We start from the raw sequence: 14179 nt of genomic DNA on the forward strand, positions 1-14179 counted from the left end.
TCAGCCTGCAAACGCAATGAGGTTCCCGTCGGGGTCTTTGATAATGAAAGTGCGCGCCCCCCAAGGCTCGGATTTCAACGTCTGGTGAAACAACGCGCCTCTTTCCTGATATTCCAAGTATAGAGCCTTGACGTCGTCGAGCACGATTGTGGCAGAGAGCAAATGTTGTCTGGACCTCAAGCCGGCATCAAAAACAGGACCGTCCACGTGCCGGAGATTAAGCCGGACGGCGTCGCGAGCCAGTTGGCAATAATAGGGCGGTTCACCATAGATGAAGCGGGTCTCGAAGCCGAGCACGACACGATAGAAGTCACAGGATGCCTTGATATCGGAGACAAAAAGCTGTGGCTCGGCGATGGCTAGAAACGGGTACGATGCGTCTGGAACGGCTAAATCGGGCATGGTCTGGATTCCTTTGTTCAGCGCGTCCCAATTTTCGAAACCGGCTTTCCTGGCAACAAGCTCCTGGGCATCACTCAGCCGGAAGGTCTGTTCCAGAATCTGATCATCGCTCAGGCTTTGAAATCGGGTCAGAAACATCCTGATCTCCGTTGCGACCGGGTAATACCCATCGCGATGCCATCGCAGATAGAGCTTTGCTTGCTTCTTCAGGTTCTCCAAATTCCGCATGGGCGCGCACTACGTTCGAGGTTGTCGTAGGCGGGCGTTGCCCCTCCGGCCGAAAGCCGATGCGCCCTACAGCAGCAGACTTACGCTACTGTCACACAGACTGATGTGTCAAGATTCTGAAACGGTGACCGCTCAACCCGCCATTGGCACCTGCGGTAAGATCTCGGCAATCGAAGCCCGGTTGAAAGGCTTCAGGAGATATCCGGCAGCACCGGCACGCTTGGCGCGCATGATCTTGGTGACATCGATCTCGGGCAAGCACAGATAGATCTTGCTGTTCTCGCCGCCCGGCAATGCGCGAACCTGGGTAATGATGTCCGGGGCCGGCATATCAGACAGGGCGCTATCGAGAATGATCACATCGGGCATCTCGACGCTGCAGGCGGCGATCGTCTGAAAGCCGGTGTCAGCCGTGGTTACGAAGGTGGTGTCGCTGGCGATAATCCGGCGCGCAACCTTCCTGACCACTGGCGATCCATCAACGATCATGCAACGTAGCAATGGAAACTCCCCTGCGCGCCCTACGACGGTTTGTGCTGTTCCGGGCAAAACACTAACGTCCTTGGGTGAACAAATACCCAAGGTTGATGGTAAATTTTAGCGCAACTTTTCCGATATGTTATGCGGCAGTGAAAACGATCTCTTCCGGCGTGGCGTGGATCGAGATCGTCATGTCTGCTTCCTGGGCCAGTAGCAGCGTATAATAAGGTTGCACGGCATGTGCGTCGATAGGCTCTTCTGGAACCTTGCCGCTATGCAGTTCAAGGAATTTCGGCGGCACACGCAACATCGGTCCGCGCGACGTCAGGACGAAACGCGGTTGCGTTTCAGGAGTCTCGAGGACAACCGACAATGTGCCGCCGCGCGGCAGGGCAGCATTGGCAATCAGAACGAGATTGAGGAGCAGTTTGACCTTGTTCTTCGGCAGGAGGACGCGGTTTCCCGCCCAGCTGAACTCCGCCTTCTCGCCCTTCATGTATTCGTTGGCGACATTCTGCGCATCGCCGGTGTCGATCTGGACGCCGGCAGAACCGGCAGCGCCGAAGGCGATGCGTGCGAACTGCAGGCGGGCAGAGGCACTGCGGGCGCTGGATTTGATGAGGTTCATCGCATCTTCGTCGGCCCCGCCTTCTTCCAGCAACTCCAGCCCGTTATTAATTGCGCCCACCGGGGAGATGATGTCGTGGCAGATGCGACTTGAGAGGAGCGCTCCGAGGTCCGTTGCCGAGAGAATTACGGGCAATGTCATAAGAGAATCTCCTGAAGATTGGCTGGGTTGGTACTGAGCTTGCCGCGAATCAGTTCGTTACGCGAATCACTCTGATTTCTGGTCCATTTGGATACATAGCCTGATCCTGATCGGCAAGAACGTCATGCTGAAAGCTTGAAAATGCTGAAATCTTTATGTTTTTGCCGATCTTTGCGAGTCATTGAAATGCCCAGATCGATTCATAAACTTTTATACAAGGTTTAGCGCCTTAAATAGAGTTCAATCGGTAAAGCAGACACAAGATCTGCACACATCTCGTATCAGGCGTCAGGCAAAGAAGCGAACAGCCAAAAGGAATTATGATGGCGTCTCTACTCTTGTCTTTGAACCGTGGCTTTCTCCTCTTCCTGACCATCGTGTCGCTCGTTGTCGCGCAAGCGCAGACGGCGCGGGCGCAGGAAACCTATACGATGGAAGAGATCGTCAACTCCGGTCAGCGGTTTTTTGGATCAACATCGGGCGGTCTTGCCACAGCTGTCGAGAAGGTCTTCCAAAGCTATGGTTTGCCAAACGGCTATGTCCTCGGCGAGGAGGGGTCCGGCGCGCTGATCGGCGGTCTGACCTATGGAGAGGGATCGCTCTATACCAAGAATGCCGGCGATCACAAAACGTTCTGGCAAGGGCCGTCCATCGGCTGGGATTTCGGCGGCCAGGGCTCGCGCGTCATGATGCTCGTCTACAATCTTGACGACGTGCAGAATCTGTATGGCCGTTTTGTTGGCGTTGCCGGCTCGGCCTATCTCTTTGCGGGTGTCGGTTTCAATGTCATGAAGCGCGACCAGGTCTTGCTCGTACCAATCAGGACCGGTGTGGGCGCACGCCTTGGTGTCAATGTCGGCTATCTGAAATTGACGCAAACACCAACATGGAATCCGTTCTGATCCATTGAGCTCTATCTGTTAACCGGAACGCGGGCTCTTCGGCCCGCGTCTTTGTGTTGTCTGACTGGTCTGCTAATACACGCTGTGCCAAACTAGAAATCCAACAGGACCTTTATCGTGATCCAGTCTGCGCTTTACTTTGCTTTCGGATTCCTGAGCGCTGTCCTGCTGGCTCTGCTGCTTGCGCCGCCGATCTGGCGCAGGGCGACGCTGCTTACGCGCAAGCGCGTCGAAGCCGAAACGCCGCTGACCCTGAACGAGATACAGGCGCAGAGAGATGGCCTGCGCGCCGAACATGCGCTCGCCGAACGCAAGCTCGAACTGGCACTGGAAAGTGTGAGGGAAAAAGGCGCGCGGCAATTGGCGGAACTCAGCGAAAAGGGCCGGCTGGCACACAACCTCGCCAGCGATCTTGCAACGCGTGACATCACCGTTTCAGATCTTCGCTCTGCGCTCGCCAATCGTGAGCAGGAACTGGAAAAGGCAGCCACGATCATTGTTGGCCATGAACGCAGCATTGATCAGCGCTCGGCGGAACTTGAACTGCTGCACCGCAGGCTGTCCAGCGTTGCGATGAATGCAGACAGTCTGCAGATCGAAGTCGCGGCACAGTCGACTCGTATCGAGAATCTGGCAGACGAATTGAGGGAATCCCGGCAGGACAAGCGTGACAGCGATGAACGCAAGCGCAAGGCCGAAACCGATCTCAAAGCGGTTCAACATGCTCTGGAGCAGGAAGCCAAACGCAGCGCCGAACTGGAAAAGCGTTCGAACGCGCTGTTGAGGCAACTGTCCGACAGTGAGGCAAAGCTTTCACGCCGCGAGAAGGAAATCGAGCGGATCAATGAGCGCCTGCGCAAGGTGCTTGCCGATGGGCGCAGACAGGGCTCGTCAGTTCTGGAGGCACCGCGAGGGAAAGAGGCACTGGTTCAGACCCAGGAAACAGAGCGGCTGCGCGAAGAGATGAACACGCTTGCATCGCAAGTGGTGGCAATGGTTGCCCGGCTGGAGGGTCCTGCTTCGCCCATCAATGAATTGTTGACGAAGGCAGAAACACCGCCAGTCTACGATGAAAATGGTGACTTGATTGTGAGCCTTGCGGATCGTATCCGGGCGCTGCAGCGCGGGACTTCAGAGACCGGAAAAACGGCTGAACCGTGATAGGGCAATGCCCGAAGCAGTCGCGACGTTGAGGCTGTCGAAGCTGCTGGACATCGGAATTTGCACTGCGTGCAGTTTTTGCAAAAGCGTCTTCGGCAGACCTTCGCCTTCGGTGCCAAGCAGCAACGCTGTGCGTGGTGAGGGCGCAACGTCGTAGATGCTTGTCGTGCCCGACGGGCTGAGGGCGAACAGCTCGAAACGGGTATTTTGCAGCTTGCCGACAATCTCTTCGATTGATCCTTCCCGGGCAAACGGCACCTTGAGGGCCGCCCCGACGGAAACGCGGATCGCCTTGCGGTAGAGCGGGTCACAACTGGTTGCATCCATCAGGACGCAATCTGCCTCGAAGGCGGCGGCATTGCGAAAGATCGAGCCCAGATTATCGTGATTGGAGATGCCGCAAAGAACGACGGCCAGGGCTCTTTCCGGCATTGTTTCCAGAAGCATGTCGAGCGAGCGGGGCGCGCTGCGCTGGCCAACGGCGAGAATACCGCGATGCATGGGGAAGCCGGCAATGGCGTCCATCGTCTCGCGTGAAACACAATAGACAGGAACATCATCGGGGCAAAGCCTCACCTGTTCCGCCAGTCCCGCAAGCCGGTTTTCCAGGATGAGAAGGGACTCAACGGTAAATGCCGGATTGGACAGGAGGACATTGAGAACGACCTTGCCCTCGGCGATGAAGCGGCCTTCGCGGCCTACCAGATCACGCTCACGCACATTGCGGTAGGACGCAAGGCGTCCATCGCCCGCGTCACTGATGCGCACTACCCGCCGCTCGAGCCAGTCGTGATCTTGAGGCAACGAAGATGTCATGCGGGGGGCTGCGAAGAGCCCAACCCGGTTCGCGCTTCACCAGCCATATGGACCAGCGTCATGTGCATATCCTTGGCTGAAGTCAGTGGCTGCTTGAAAAAGATACGCAACACCTCGTCGCCATCGGCAAGATCGAAGCCATCGGCATCGATGCCTGTCAGGCGCCAGTTGCCGTCGGGTGCATTGGCGAAAAAGCGGGCGTAGAGGGCATTGGCGTCTGCATGGTCCTTGTTCATGTGTTCGACCGCGCCCTGTTCGGCGGCTGCGAGTTCATCGTTGACCGGGCTGAGGCTCAGCCATTCATTCGCCGCCAGTTGATAGGCTCTGCCAAATCCGCCATTCAGTTTCGCGTGACTGGGTTCCAGGCGAAAGAAACGGAAATCGCCGAGGCTGACATAGAGTCTGGATTTGGGCAGGTGGGACAGGTACCGCCATTCGATGCGTGCGTGTTCAGGTGTACCGCGCCCGATCTCGCGTGCTCTGGCAGAGATCGTCATGCGTGGATGGGCGAGGGGGTCGCCCTTGCCCGGCTCGCCGACGAGGAGCGAACAGCGCGGATCGGCGAGAAGGGCGGGCGTGTGCGCGGCGAGGGCGGAGACAAGGATGATGGGCGTGCCGTCATGGTCGGTCGAGAGGCCGACGCGCGTGGCGATCGGATCGCCGGACGTCGGATCAAGCGTGGCGATGACGGCATGGCGGGCCGTGCGCAGCAATGTACGTGCAAGGCGAATGGCACCCTCATCAATCTCACGCAAGACGTCCATCTCCTCGGTCACGGCAAATCCTTCGTTCTGTCGGCGTATCAGATTGATAGTTCGTCAGGGAAGGGCGGACAAGCCATTTGAAGGGCGGGCTGAATATTCAGGCGGCAATCGACCGGTTGTCGTTGAGGCCGATGTCATTCATGCAATCGGCAAGCAAATCGAGATCGACGGGGCCGATGGTGCATAGGACCGGTGCGACATCTTCTGCGGGAACCTGAAGCGCCACGAGTTCCCTGAGCGCTTCCATCAGCGATTCGCGGGTATCGTACCGGGCATGATGCGTGCGCATGGCATAGCCTTTTGAGCTTGATCAGTTGCATCAAGTTTAAGGCAAATACGGTAAACAAATTCTTAATTTTGCCATTATTGAAATTTTTTTGCTCTTGAATTGGATAAAATAACCGCATAATTTCAATTGGATGATAGAGTCGCGTTACGCAATAGTCATGTTTGCCATCGTTTGGCCCTAAATGGCATCATTCTGTGAGCACCTTCACCAGCAGGAACAACAGCGATGAGAAACGCTTCGTGATCGGCTTCGCCAAGTGGAAAATCCATTCTATTGCGGGCATTATCGCAACCGCCGGGCTTGTCAGCGGTTGCACGCAGACCGGCCCGCACTCCAAGCTTACGGCCAATCTGACGTCGTCGCGTACAAGCACGACTTATGCGTACACGCCAAAGGACAAGGAATGCCTTGAACGGGCGATGTTCTTTGAATCCAACCGGTCGAGCAAGGATGGCTTGCTGGCAGTTGGTACTGTGGTGATGAACCGGCTCGATTCCGGAAAGTGGGGCAATTCGATTTGCGGCGTGGTTGGCCAGAAGGGCCAATTTGCTCCCGGCGTCCTCTCACGGCCGATGCAGTCAGCCGCGCTGCCGGATGTGCAGGCGGCCGCCGACGCGGTCCTCAAGGGCGAGCGCAATCCCAAGGTGAAGAACGCGATGTTCTTCCACACCGCTGGCCTTCGTTTCCCCTACAAGAATATGCACTATACGGTTGTGGCTGGTGGTAACGCCTTTTATGAAAAGCGTGACCGGTACCACACCGCTGAGATCGCTTCCAAGGACGCTAGCATAGCCATCGCCAATGCCTATATCGCCAGCACGCGAATGGCTAGTGCGAAACCCGCCAATACGATTATGGTTGCAAGCGCTGCTCAGCCCGTTGTGGCGACTACGTCCACACCGACGTCGGGACGTGTAACCAACCAGCCGGTTGTCGTCGCTCAGGCGGACATTGCTCCCATGGCGTTTGACAGCACCAAAGTAGCGGTGCCGATGGACCCGCCGCCCCAGGCAATAGACCGCAGGTCATCGACATCCCCAACAGTGCAGATCGTTCAGCCGGTGCAATCGACGCAGGCAGTAGAGCCGAGCCTGCTCGCCTATGAGGCGCCGAACAGCAAGGCCGTCGATGCGATTGGTCAGATGCTCCTGGCGCAGGATCGGCCGAACTCTCTTTAAGCAATCAAGTATGATGGGATTCGGGCGCAGAGCCCGGGCTGCTCAGGGCACCAGATAATGGTGCGCCCATTCGCTATGGGGTACCAACTGTCCGATGGCATATTGGAACGTCAGGATGGTCATGTGATCGGGAGACGTCGAGCAGGTATAGGACAGGTGATACCATTCGCCCTTGCTGCGGAATGCCGCGCCTGATGAGCGGATCTTGTCGCCTTTGATCTTTGGTTCTTCAAAAGCATAGGCGACGAGTTCATCCGGCACGAGTTTGGCAGGGTCCTTGTGGATGCGTTCCATCGCCTCCAGATCGCAGCGCTGTTCGAGCCGGGTTTGCGGGTCAAGCCGTTCCAATTCCTGAGCAGCGCCTGAATCCATCGCCCGTGCCGGACTCGCCAATGCGACCGACAGCAACAGCATGGCGCTAATTGTTCTCATTGGATTTGGCTTTCAAATTGCAAAGGTTGCATAGGACGTTGCTATTGGCTTGACGCGCTTGTGAAATCGCCTGGCCAGCGCGCCGCATAGATACGTATCGGATTGGGACCAAATTATGAAAGCTGCCCTGGACCTACGAAAATCCACCAAGCAAGGTGAGCTCAGTAGACAAAGGGCAGGACACGCCAGGTGCGCGCGCGGTAACGGTGATATTCATCTCCGAAGGCCTCTTCCATCATCGCTTCTTCCGGTCGGATGCGAGAGAAGAAAAGAAAGCCAAAACCGACAAGGCCGGCCAGCCCGGCCACATAATTTGGCAGCAGCAAGGCCTGGGTTAACGCCATCAACCAAAAGGCCGTGTACATCGGGTGTCGAACACGCTTGTAGATGCCAGTCGTGATGAGTTTGTGATCCTGTTTCAGCTGCAGCGAGACGGACCACATCTGGCCAAGCGCCTTATGGGTCAGCCGGAAGAGAACAAGTGCAGCGATTCCCGTGAGAATGCCGAGTGTGAAAAGCAACGGATTGGCTTGATAGGATGCAAAGCGTGGCTGGCCGGTTACGATGTAGATCACCGGGATAATCCCGAGCCCCGTGAGGGAGATAGCGAGACGGATCATATCGGCACCCCTTCGCCGGTCGACTGTAAGCTTCGCGCGGCGTGCACGCCGGTCAAAGGGACGGCGCAGTAGATACCAGCTGGCGACGAGCAAGACCCAAAGAGCCTTCCCGGCCGTAACGAGAGAAATCATGTTATCGCAGGTCCAGAAACTTTGAGGGTGGCCGAAGAGGCAGACACCGGATGATCGCAGGCGAGACCACCGCGCGCGGCGATATCCGCGAATGGCTCCGGCCCGCAAAGGATCACATGCCAGGAATAAGGGGTGCGCTTTTCTACACCAAAGACAAACTGGCGATGGACACGGAAAAAATTCCGGCGAATCGCTTTGTATGCGTCGTCGCAGAGCTGGCTGCGGAAACGTACCCTGACGAGCACCGGTGACTTTCCTCCGGCAATTTTCAAATTTCGCACAGGATCCGATTTGTAGAAATTTATCGGGTCGGTGAGCGACTGCACATCGATCCATGTCGTGTTGCTGTTCGCAACCCTCTCGACACTCTTGCGCAATCGGCGGGCTGCGGGATGCAGTGCCACTTTCAGCAGGCTTGATCCGACGGTGAGAAGGCCATACCGCCGGGAACTGTTGCGAAGCAACGCTGCATCCAGAAGCTGGAGTGCACATATTGCACCCAGGCTATGGGCGGCCACGACGATTTCGGTTTTTGCCGGTGCTTCGCCGATTCGGGCTACGGCATCGGCAATGACGTTATCCAGCTTGCGCATCACGTCCGGCCGTTTTCCCCGCGCCGTATCCCGGGCAAATGTCCAGTCATCCATGATCAGCAGCAGGTGCATTTTTCGAATCGCGAACAAGAGCAATATTGCTGCCGAAACGAGGGCGAGGGCCAGCGGGGCGATCGGCCCGCCCAACCCAAAGGTTGCAGCGAGGCTGCCAACGCCGAAGGAGGCCGCAACGACGATCCCGACAAGCACGAGCGGGTAGAGAAAAAACAGGGAGTAGCGCCAGCTGGTTACAACAAAGCGGAAGAAAGTCCCGGTGACGGTGAAGTCGAGGAGTGCGATAATTCCGCTCAGCAGCCGTACGACCGGATGTCTCGATGCATAGAACATGGTGATGTCGCCGAGACCGTAGAGTACAAAATCTGTCCGCGCCGACCAGTCCCTCCCGGTAGAACGCAGACTGAACTCACCTGTCGGGGCTGCGGCGTCAGGCAAGGAGACCTTGAGCGGAGCGGCCTCAGTCAGTTGCATATCATAGACAGGCGCGGTCTTTTCAGCCTCGCGTACGAAGCGTCGGTAATGGGCCTCTATGGGCATGTGTTCAAAGCCTGGCAACAAAACCACCAGGCGATCGACAACGGGCATCTGCGACCTTTCCAGCATCCGGATTTATCGTGTCAGTGATCTGCGCTTTGATTCAGCATAATAATCTTGGATGGCCGACGGTAATAGAACGTCGTCAACACAAAAGCGTTGCAAATCACTTCTCTATTTCGGGGCCATCCGGATTGCGCCATCCAGCCGAATGGTCTCGCCATTCAGCATGGGGTTTTCAATGATGTGGAGCGCGAGTGCGGCGTATTCCTCGGGCTTGCCAAGGCGGGAGGGGAAAGGAATGGAGGCTGCGAGCGAATCCTGGACCTCCTGCGGCATCGCGAGGAGCATCGGCGTGCCAAAAATACCGGGTGCAATGGCCATGACGCGAATACCAAAACGGGCGAGTTCGCGGGCGGCGGGCAAGGTGAGACCGGCGATTCCCGCCTTGGATGATGCATAGGCGGCTTGACCGATCTGACCGTCGAAAGCCGCCACCGACGCGGTCGAGATGATGACGCCGCGTTCGCCGGTTTCCAGTGGCTCTAGCTTTGAGGCTGCATCGCTGACAAGACGCAGCATATTGAACGAGCCGATGAGATTGACCTCGATCACACGCCGGTAGAGCTCAAGATCGTGCGGGCCGTCACGGCCGACAATGCGACCGGCATTGGCAATGCCGGCGCAATTGACGAGTATACGCGGCGCTCCAAGTTCATCCGCGACCCGTGCAACCGCCTTTTGTGCGTCATCCGCGCTCGACACGTTGCAGGCGAGGGCGAGGCCGCCGATCTCATCAGCAAGCTTTTGCGCGGCTTCGAGATTAATGTCGAAAAGTGCGACTTTTGCACCCTTTTCAACCAATGCCCGTGCAGTAGCGGCGCCCAAACCTGATCCACCACCTGTTACGATCGCCGTTTGGCCCTGGATGTTCAAAATGCCTCTCCCTGTGCTCTTTCATGTCTTCTTGCACGAGTTTCAGTGCTTATCCAGACAGAGAACCGCTTTTAGCGATTGAAATTCGTCTTATTCGCGGCAATTTGAAGATTGGCCCTACGCCGCATACCAAAAGTCAGTGGACGAATCTTTGGTGAATTTCACTGTTTTTTCCTTTTCAAAGGAGACTTTCCCCAGAATCGTCAATTATGCGGCCTGAGACGGGTTGACTGCGAATAAATCTGCTTGCATTGCGACATTGCAAAGGCTTCCATGCAACCTTCGTTGCAGGCATGGGGGCCTGCAACACAAAAAAACCTCTGAAGGTGGAAAACATGAATACCTACAAGAAACTCCTTGCGGCGACGGCGCTCGCAATGTTGACGGGTGGGCTGATGGCAGGTGGAGCCTCGGCCAAATCACTCGTTTTCTGCTCCGAAGCTGCTCCCGGCGGCTTTGATCCTGCGCTTTACACGGGTGGTGAAACACTCGATGCGACGGGACAGGCCGTTTTCAACAAGCTGGTTGAATTCAAGCCAGGCACGTCAGAAGTTGAGCCAGGCCTGGCCGAAAGCTGGACGATTTCCGACGATGGCCTTGAATATACGTTCAAGCTGCGTCCAGGCGTGAAATTCCAGACCACAAGCTATTTCACCCCGACACGCGATCTCAACGCCGACGACGTTGTCTTCACCTTCGAACGGCAGAAGGAAGGCAGCAAGTGGGCCAAGTATGTTGATGGCGCTTCCTACGAATATTTCGAAGGCATGGACTTCCCCAAGCTGGTCAAGGAAGTGACGAAGGTCGACGACCTTACGGTCAAGATCGCGCTGACCAAGCCGAATGCGCCAATGATCGCCAACCTGGCCATGGACTTCTCGTCCATCGTCTCGAAGGAATATGCCGACAAGCTGATGGCTGACGGCACGCCCGGCAAGCTCAACGAGCAGCCGGTCGGCACTGGACCTTTCCAGTTCGTCGATTACCAGCTCAATACTGCTATCCGCTACGAAGCCAATCCGAATTACTACAAGGGCAAGGTCAAGCTCGACACCCTGATCTTCGCTGTTACCCCGGATGCTGCAGTTCGCGTTCAGAAGCTCAAGGCCGGCGAATGCCAGCTGACCATCTATCCGGACCCGGCTGACGTGGAAGGCCTGAAGGCAGACACCAACCTGACCGTTATCCAGGAAGAAGGCCTCAACGTTTCGACGCTGGCCTACAACACGACTCAGGCGCCGTTCGACAAGCCAGAGGTTCGCAAGGCACTCAACCAGGCCATCGACAAGAAGGCGATCGTCGAGGCCGTCTACCTCGGTCAGGGTACACCTGCGATCAACCCGATCCCGCCAACGATGTGGTCCTACAACAAGTCGGTCAAGGATGACGAATACAATCCTGAAGCGGCAAAGGCAGCTCTTGAAAAGGCTGGCGTGAAGGATCTGTCAATGAAGATCTGGGCGATGCCGGTAGCACGCCCCTACATGCCAAATGGCCGTCGTACCGCAGAATTGCTGCAGTCCGACTTTGCCAAGGTCGGCGTCAAGGTTGAGATCGTCAGCTATGACTGGCAGGAATACCTGAAGCGCGCTTCCGATCCGAAGCATGATGGCGCTGTCATCATCGGCTGGACCGGTGACAATGGTGATCCGGACAACTTCCTGGCAACGCTGCTGTCCTGCCAGGCCGTTGGCAGCTCCAACCGCGCTGCATGGTGCAACAAGGAATTCACTGGCCTGATCGACAAGGCTGCCGTGGTTTCCGATCCGGCTGAACGTACCAAGCTCTATGAAGAGTCGCAGGTCGTGTTCAAGCGCGAAGCACCCTGGGCCACTCTGGCTCACTCGCTCGTGACAACAGCGATGACGAAGAATGTGACCGGCTACGTGGCTAGCCCGCTCGGCGTTCATAATTTCGCCAACGTCGACATCGCCGAGTAATAAACTCCTCGCGGTACCGGTCCCGGCCGGTACCGCTTTTTTTCAGGTTACCATGTTTCGTTACGTCGCTTCCCGTGTGCTGCTGCTGATACCAACATTCATTGGCATCAGTTTCGTAGCCTTCATTTTCATTCGTCTGCTGCCCGGCGATCCCGTCATCGCACTTGCCGGTGAACGGGGCATGACCCCGGAACGTCATCAGTTGCTGATGGAGCAGTTCGGTTTCAACAGGCCGGTCTGGGAGCAGTACTTGTCGTTTGTATGGAACATATTCCATGGCGATTTCGGTACGTCGATTGCCAGTAAACGTGCGGTGCTTGCGGATTTCCTGACGCTTTTTCCGGCTACGCTTGAGCTCAGCATCTGTGCCATGCTGTTTGCGGTCATCATCGGCATTCCGGCCGGCATTTTCGCGGCCGTCAAGCGCGGGTCGATTTTCGACCAGCTGAGCATGGGTATCGCCCTGGTTGGCTATTCCATGCCGATCTTCTGGTGGGGCATCCTGCTGATCATCCTGTTTGCGGGCATACTTCATTGGACGCCGGTTTCGGGCCGGATGGACCTGATCTATTTCTTCAAGCCGACCACTGGCTTCATGCTGATCGACAGCCTGATTTCCGGGCAGAAGGGCGCATTCAAATCCGCCTTCTCGCATCTTATCCTGCCCACCATCGTGCTTGGGACCATTCCGCTCGCTGTGATTGCGCGTCAAACCCGCTCGGCGATGCTGGAAGTGCTGGGTGAGGACTATGTGCGCACGGCGCGCGCCAAGGGCCTCGCTCCCAAGCGTGTCATCGGCATCCATGCATTGCGCAATGCCATGATCCCTGTCATCACCACGATCGGTTTGCAGATGGGTCTGCTCATGGCTGGTGCCATTTTGACCGAGACGATTTTCTCCTGGCCGGGTATCGGCAAATGGATGATCGACGCCATCGCCAAGCGCGATTATGTCGTCGTGCAGGGCGGCCTCATGCTGGTCGCGCTCATCGTGATGGTCGTTAACCTGATTGTTGACCTGCTCTATGCGGTCATCAACCCGCGCATTCGCGTAAAGTGAGGAACCGTGACTAATCAAGTTTCCCCACCCGTACCGCTTGCCTCCGCCCAAACCTCGGGACGCATGGCACGGTTTTCGGAATTCTGGTTCTATTTCAGCGTCAACAAGGGCGCTGTCATCGGCCTTGCTGTTCTGGTGGTCCTGGTGCTGATCGCCATTCTTGGCCCTGTCATTGCGCCCTATGCGCCCGACCAGCAATATCGTGATGCTTTGCTCATACCGCCGTCCTGGCAAATAGGCGGCCGGGAACAATTTTTCCTCGGTACTGACGCTGTGGGCCGCGATCTTCTCTCGCGCCTGATCTACGGAGCGCGCTATTCGCTGTTCATCGGTCTGATCGTCGTGACTTTTGCAATGATCACGGGCGTCATTCTTGGGGTCCTAGCAGGTTACTTCCGTGGTTGGGTCGATACGCTGATCATGCGTATCATGGACATCATCCTTGCTTTCCCGCCATTGCTTCTGGCGCTGGTGCTGGTAGCGATCCTGGGCCCCGGTCTCTTCAATGCGATGATCGCCATTGCGCTGGTTCTGCAGCCGCACTTTGCCCGTTTGACGCGCGCGGCGGTGATGAGCGAGAAGAACCGCGAATATGTTATTGCGGCAAAGCTGGCAGGTGCCGGGCATCTGCGCCTGATGTTCAAGACCATCCTGCCGAATTGCCTGGCACCGCTTATCGTGCAGGGAACGCTGTCGTTCTCCAACGCTATCCTTGAAGCGGCTGCGCTCGGCTTTCTCGGCATGGGTGCCCAGCCACCAACGCCGGAATGGGGCACGATGCTCGCCGAAGCACGCGAATTCATCCTGCGTGCCTGGTGGGTCGTCACTTTCCCCGGTCTTGCAATTCTTATTACGGTGCTTGCGATCAATCTCGTTGGCGACGGTCTGCGCGATGCCCTCGATCCGAAACTGAAGAGGAGCTGAG

16 protein-coding genes are annotated in these 14179 nt (G+C 56.8%); 6 read left to right on the forward strand and 10 right to left on the reverse strand.

What is annotated here, in order from left to right; genetic code table 11:
• From BLM14_RS03710 to chpT, 3 genes are all read right to left on the reverse strand, one after another.
• Positions 1-630, reverse strand: a complete 630-nt coding sequence (locus BLM14_RS03710; protein ID WP_099998142.1) for a bleomycin resistance protein — start codon at positions 628-630, stop codon at positions 1-3.
• A 132-nt stretch (positions 631-762) separates the two neighbouring features.
• A complete protein-coding gene (locus BLM14_RS03715; RefSeq protein WP_204251987.1) occupies positions 763-1131 on the reverse strand; it encodes a response regulator in 369 nt (122 codons plus the stop codon).
• Between the two features lie 118 nt (positions 1132-1249).
• Positions 1250-1879 (reverse strand): histidine phosphotransferase ChpT, encoded by a 630-nt coding sequence (gene chpT / locus BLM14_RS03720; RefSeq protein WP_099998144.1) that lies wholly within the window; start codon positions 1877-1879, stop codon positions 1250-1252.
• Between the two features lie 323 nt (positions 1880-2202).
• Between chpT and BLM14_RS03725 the strand changes: the two genes are divergently transcribed.
• The gene (locus BLM14_RS03725) at positions 2203-2781 is read left to right on the forward strand and encodes a DUF1134 domain-containing protein (protein WP_099998145.1); all 579 of its coding nucleotides are present in this window, start codon (positions 2203-2205) and stop codon (positions 2779-2781) included.
• Between the two features lie 117 nt (positions 2782-2898).
• Positions 2899-3942, forward strand: coding sequence for a coiled-coil domain-containing protein (locus tag BLM14_RS03730; protein WP_099998146.1), 1044 nt, complete (start codon positions 2899-2901; stop codon positions 3940-3942).
• Here BLM14_RS03730 and BLM14_RS03735 read toward each other — a convergent pair.
• From BLM14_RS03735 to BLM14_RS03745, 3 genes are all read right to left on the reverse strand, one after another.
• Entirely contained in the window at positions 3913-4758 is an 846-nt protein-coding gene (locus tag BLM14_RS03735; RefSeq protein ID WP_099998147.1) for a TrmH family RNA methyltransferase, read from the reverse strand. The genes BLM14_RS03730 and BLM14_RS03735 overlap by 30 nt on opposite strands.
• Complete coding sequence (locus tag BLM14_RS03740; RefSeq protein WP_099998148.1) at positions 4755-5534, reverse strand: HugZ family pyridoxamine 5'-phosphate oxidase; 780 nt, start codon at positions 5532-5534, stop codon at positions 4755-4757. Before BLM14_RS03740 ends, BLM14_RS03735 begins: the two co-directional genes overlap by 4 nt.
• A gap of 85 nt (positions 5535-5619) precedes the next feature.
• Complete coding sequence (locus BLM14_RS03745; RefSeq protein ID WP_099998149.1) at positions 5620-5811, reverse strand: hypothetical protein; 192 nt, start codon at positions 5809-5811, stop codon at positions 5620-5622.
• Between the two features lie 194 nt (positions 5812-6005).
• On the opposite strand from BLM14_RS03745, the gene BLM14_RS03750 reads away from it, so the two are divergent.
• Entirely contained in the window at positions 6006-6989 is a 984-nt protein-coding gene (locus BLM14_RS03750; RefSeq protein ID WP_418314201.1) for a cell wall hydrolase, read from the forward strand.
• 42 nt (positions 6990-7031) lie between these two features.
• Here BLM14_RS03750 and BLM14_RS03755 read toward each other — a convergent pair whose 3' ends face one another.
• The 4 genes from BLM14_RS03755 to BLM14_RS03770 all read right to left on the reverse strand — a co-directional run bounded on the left by BLM14_RS03755 (position 7032) and on the right by BLM14_RS03770 (position 10254).
• Entirely contained in the window at positions 7032-7421 is a 390-nt protein-coding gene (locus tag BLM14_RS03755) for a DUF930 domain-containing protein (protein WP_099998150.1), read from the reverse strand.
• Positions 7422-7582: 161 nt separating this feature from the next.
• Positions 7583-8173, reverse strand: coding sequence for a protein-S-isoprenylcysteine O-methyltransferase (locus BLM14_RS03760; RefSeq protein WP_099998151.1), 591 nt, complete (start codon positions 8171-8173; stop codon positions 7583-7585).
• Positions 8170-9369 carry a hypothetical protein gene (locus BLM14_RS03765; RefSeq protein WP_099998152.1) on the reverse strand — a complete coding sequence of 400 codons (1200 nt, stop codon included), beginning with the start codon at positions 9367-9369 and terminating at the stop codon, positions 8170-8172. The genes BLM14_RS03760 and BLM14_RS03765 overlap by 4 nt, the downstream gene beginning before the upstream one ends.
• Before the next feature lie 123 nt (positions 9370-9492).
• Positions 9493-10254 carry a 3-hydroxyacyl-CoA dehydrogenase gene (locus BLM14_RS03770; RefSeq protein ID WP_099998153.1) on the reverse strand — a complete coding sequence of 254 codons (762 nt, stop codon included), beginning with the start codon at positions 10252-10254 and terminating at the stop codon, positions 9493-9495.
• Positions 10255-10589: 335 nt separating this feature from the next.
• Here BLM14_RS03770 and BLM14_RS03775 point away from each other — a divergent pair, with 335 nt between their 5' ends.
• The 3 genes from BLM14_RS03775 to BLM14_RS03785 all read left to right on the forward strand — a co-directional run bounded on the left by BLM14_RS03775 (position 10590) and on the right by BLM14_RS03785 (position 14178).
• The gene (locus BLM14_RS03775; protein WP_100001022.1) at positions 10590-12194 is read left to right on the forward strand and encodes an ABC transporter substrate-binding protein; all 1605 of its coding nucleotides are present in this window, start codon (positions 10590-10592) and stop codon (positions 12192-12194) included.
• A gap of 52 nt (positions 12195-12246) precedes the next feature.
• Positions 12247-13254: an ABC transporter permease subunit gene (locus BLM14_RS03780; RefSeq protein ID WP_099998154.1), complete on the forward strand. Its 1008-nt coding sequence runs from the start codon at positions 12247-12249 to the stop codon at positions 13252-13254.
• Positions 13255-13317: 63 nt separating this feature from the next.
• Positions 13318-14178 (forward strand): ABC transporter permease subunit, encoded by an 861-nt coding sequence (locus BLM14_RS03785; RefSeq protein WP_099998155.1) that lies wholly within the window; start codon positions 13318-13320, stop codon positions 14176-14178.
• The last annotated feature ends 1 nt before the right edge of the window (position 14179 follow it).

Origin of the sequence: Phyllobacterium zundukense (genome assembly GCF_002764115.1) — a bacterium.
In the GTDB taxonomy this organism is placed as follows: domain Bacteria; phylum Pseudomonadota; class Alphaproteobacteria; order Rhizobiales; family Rhizobiaceae; genus Phyllobacterium; species Phyllobacterium zundukense.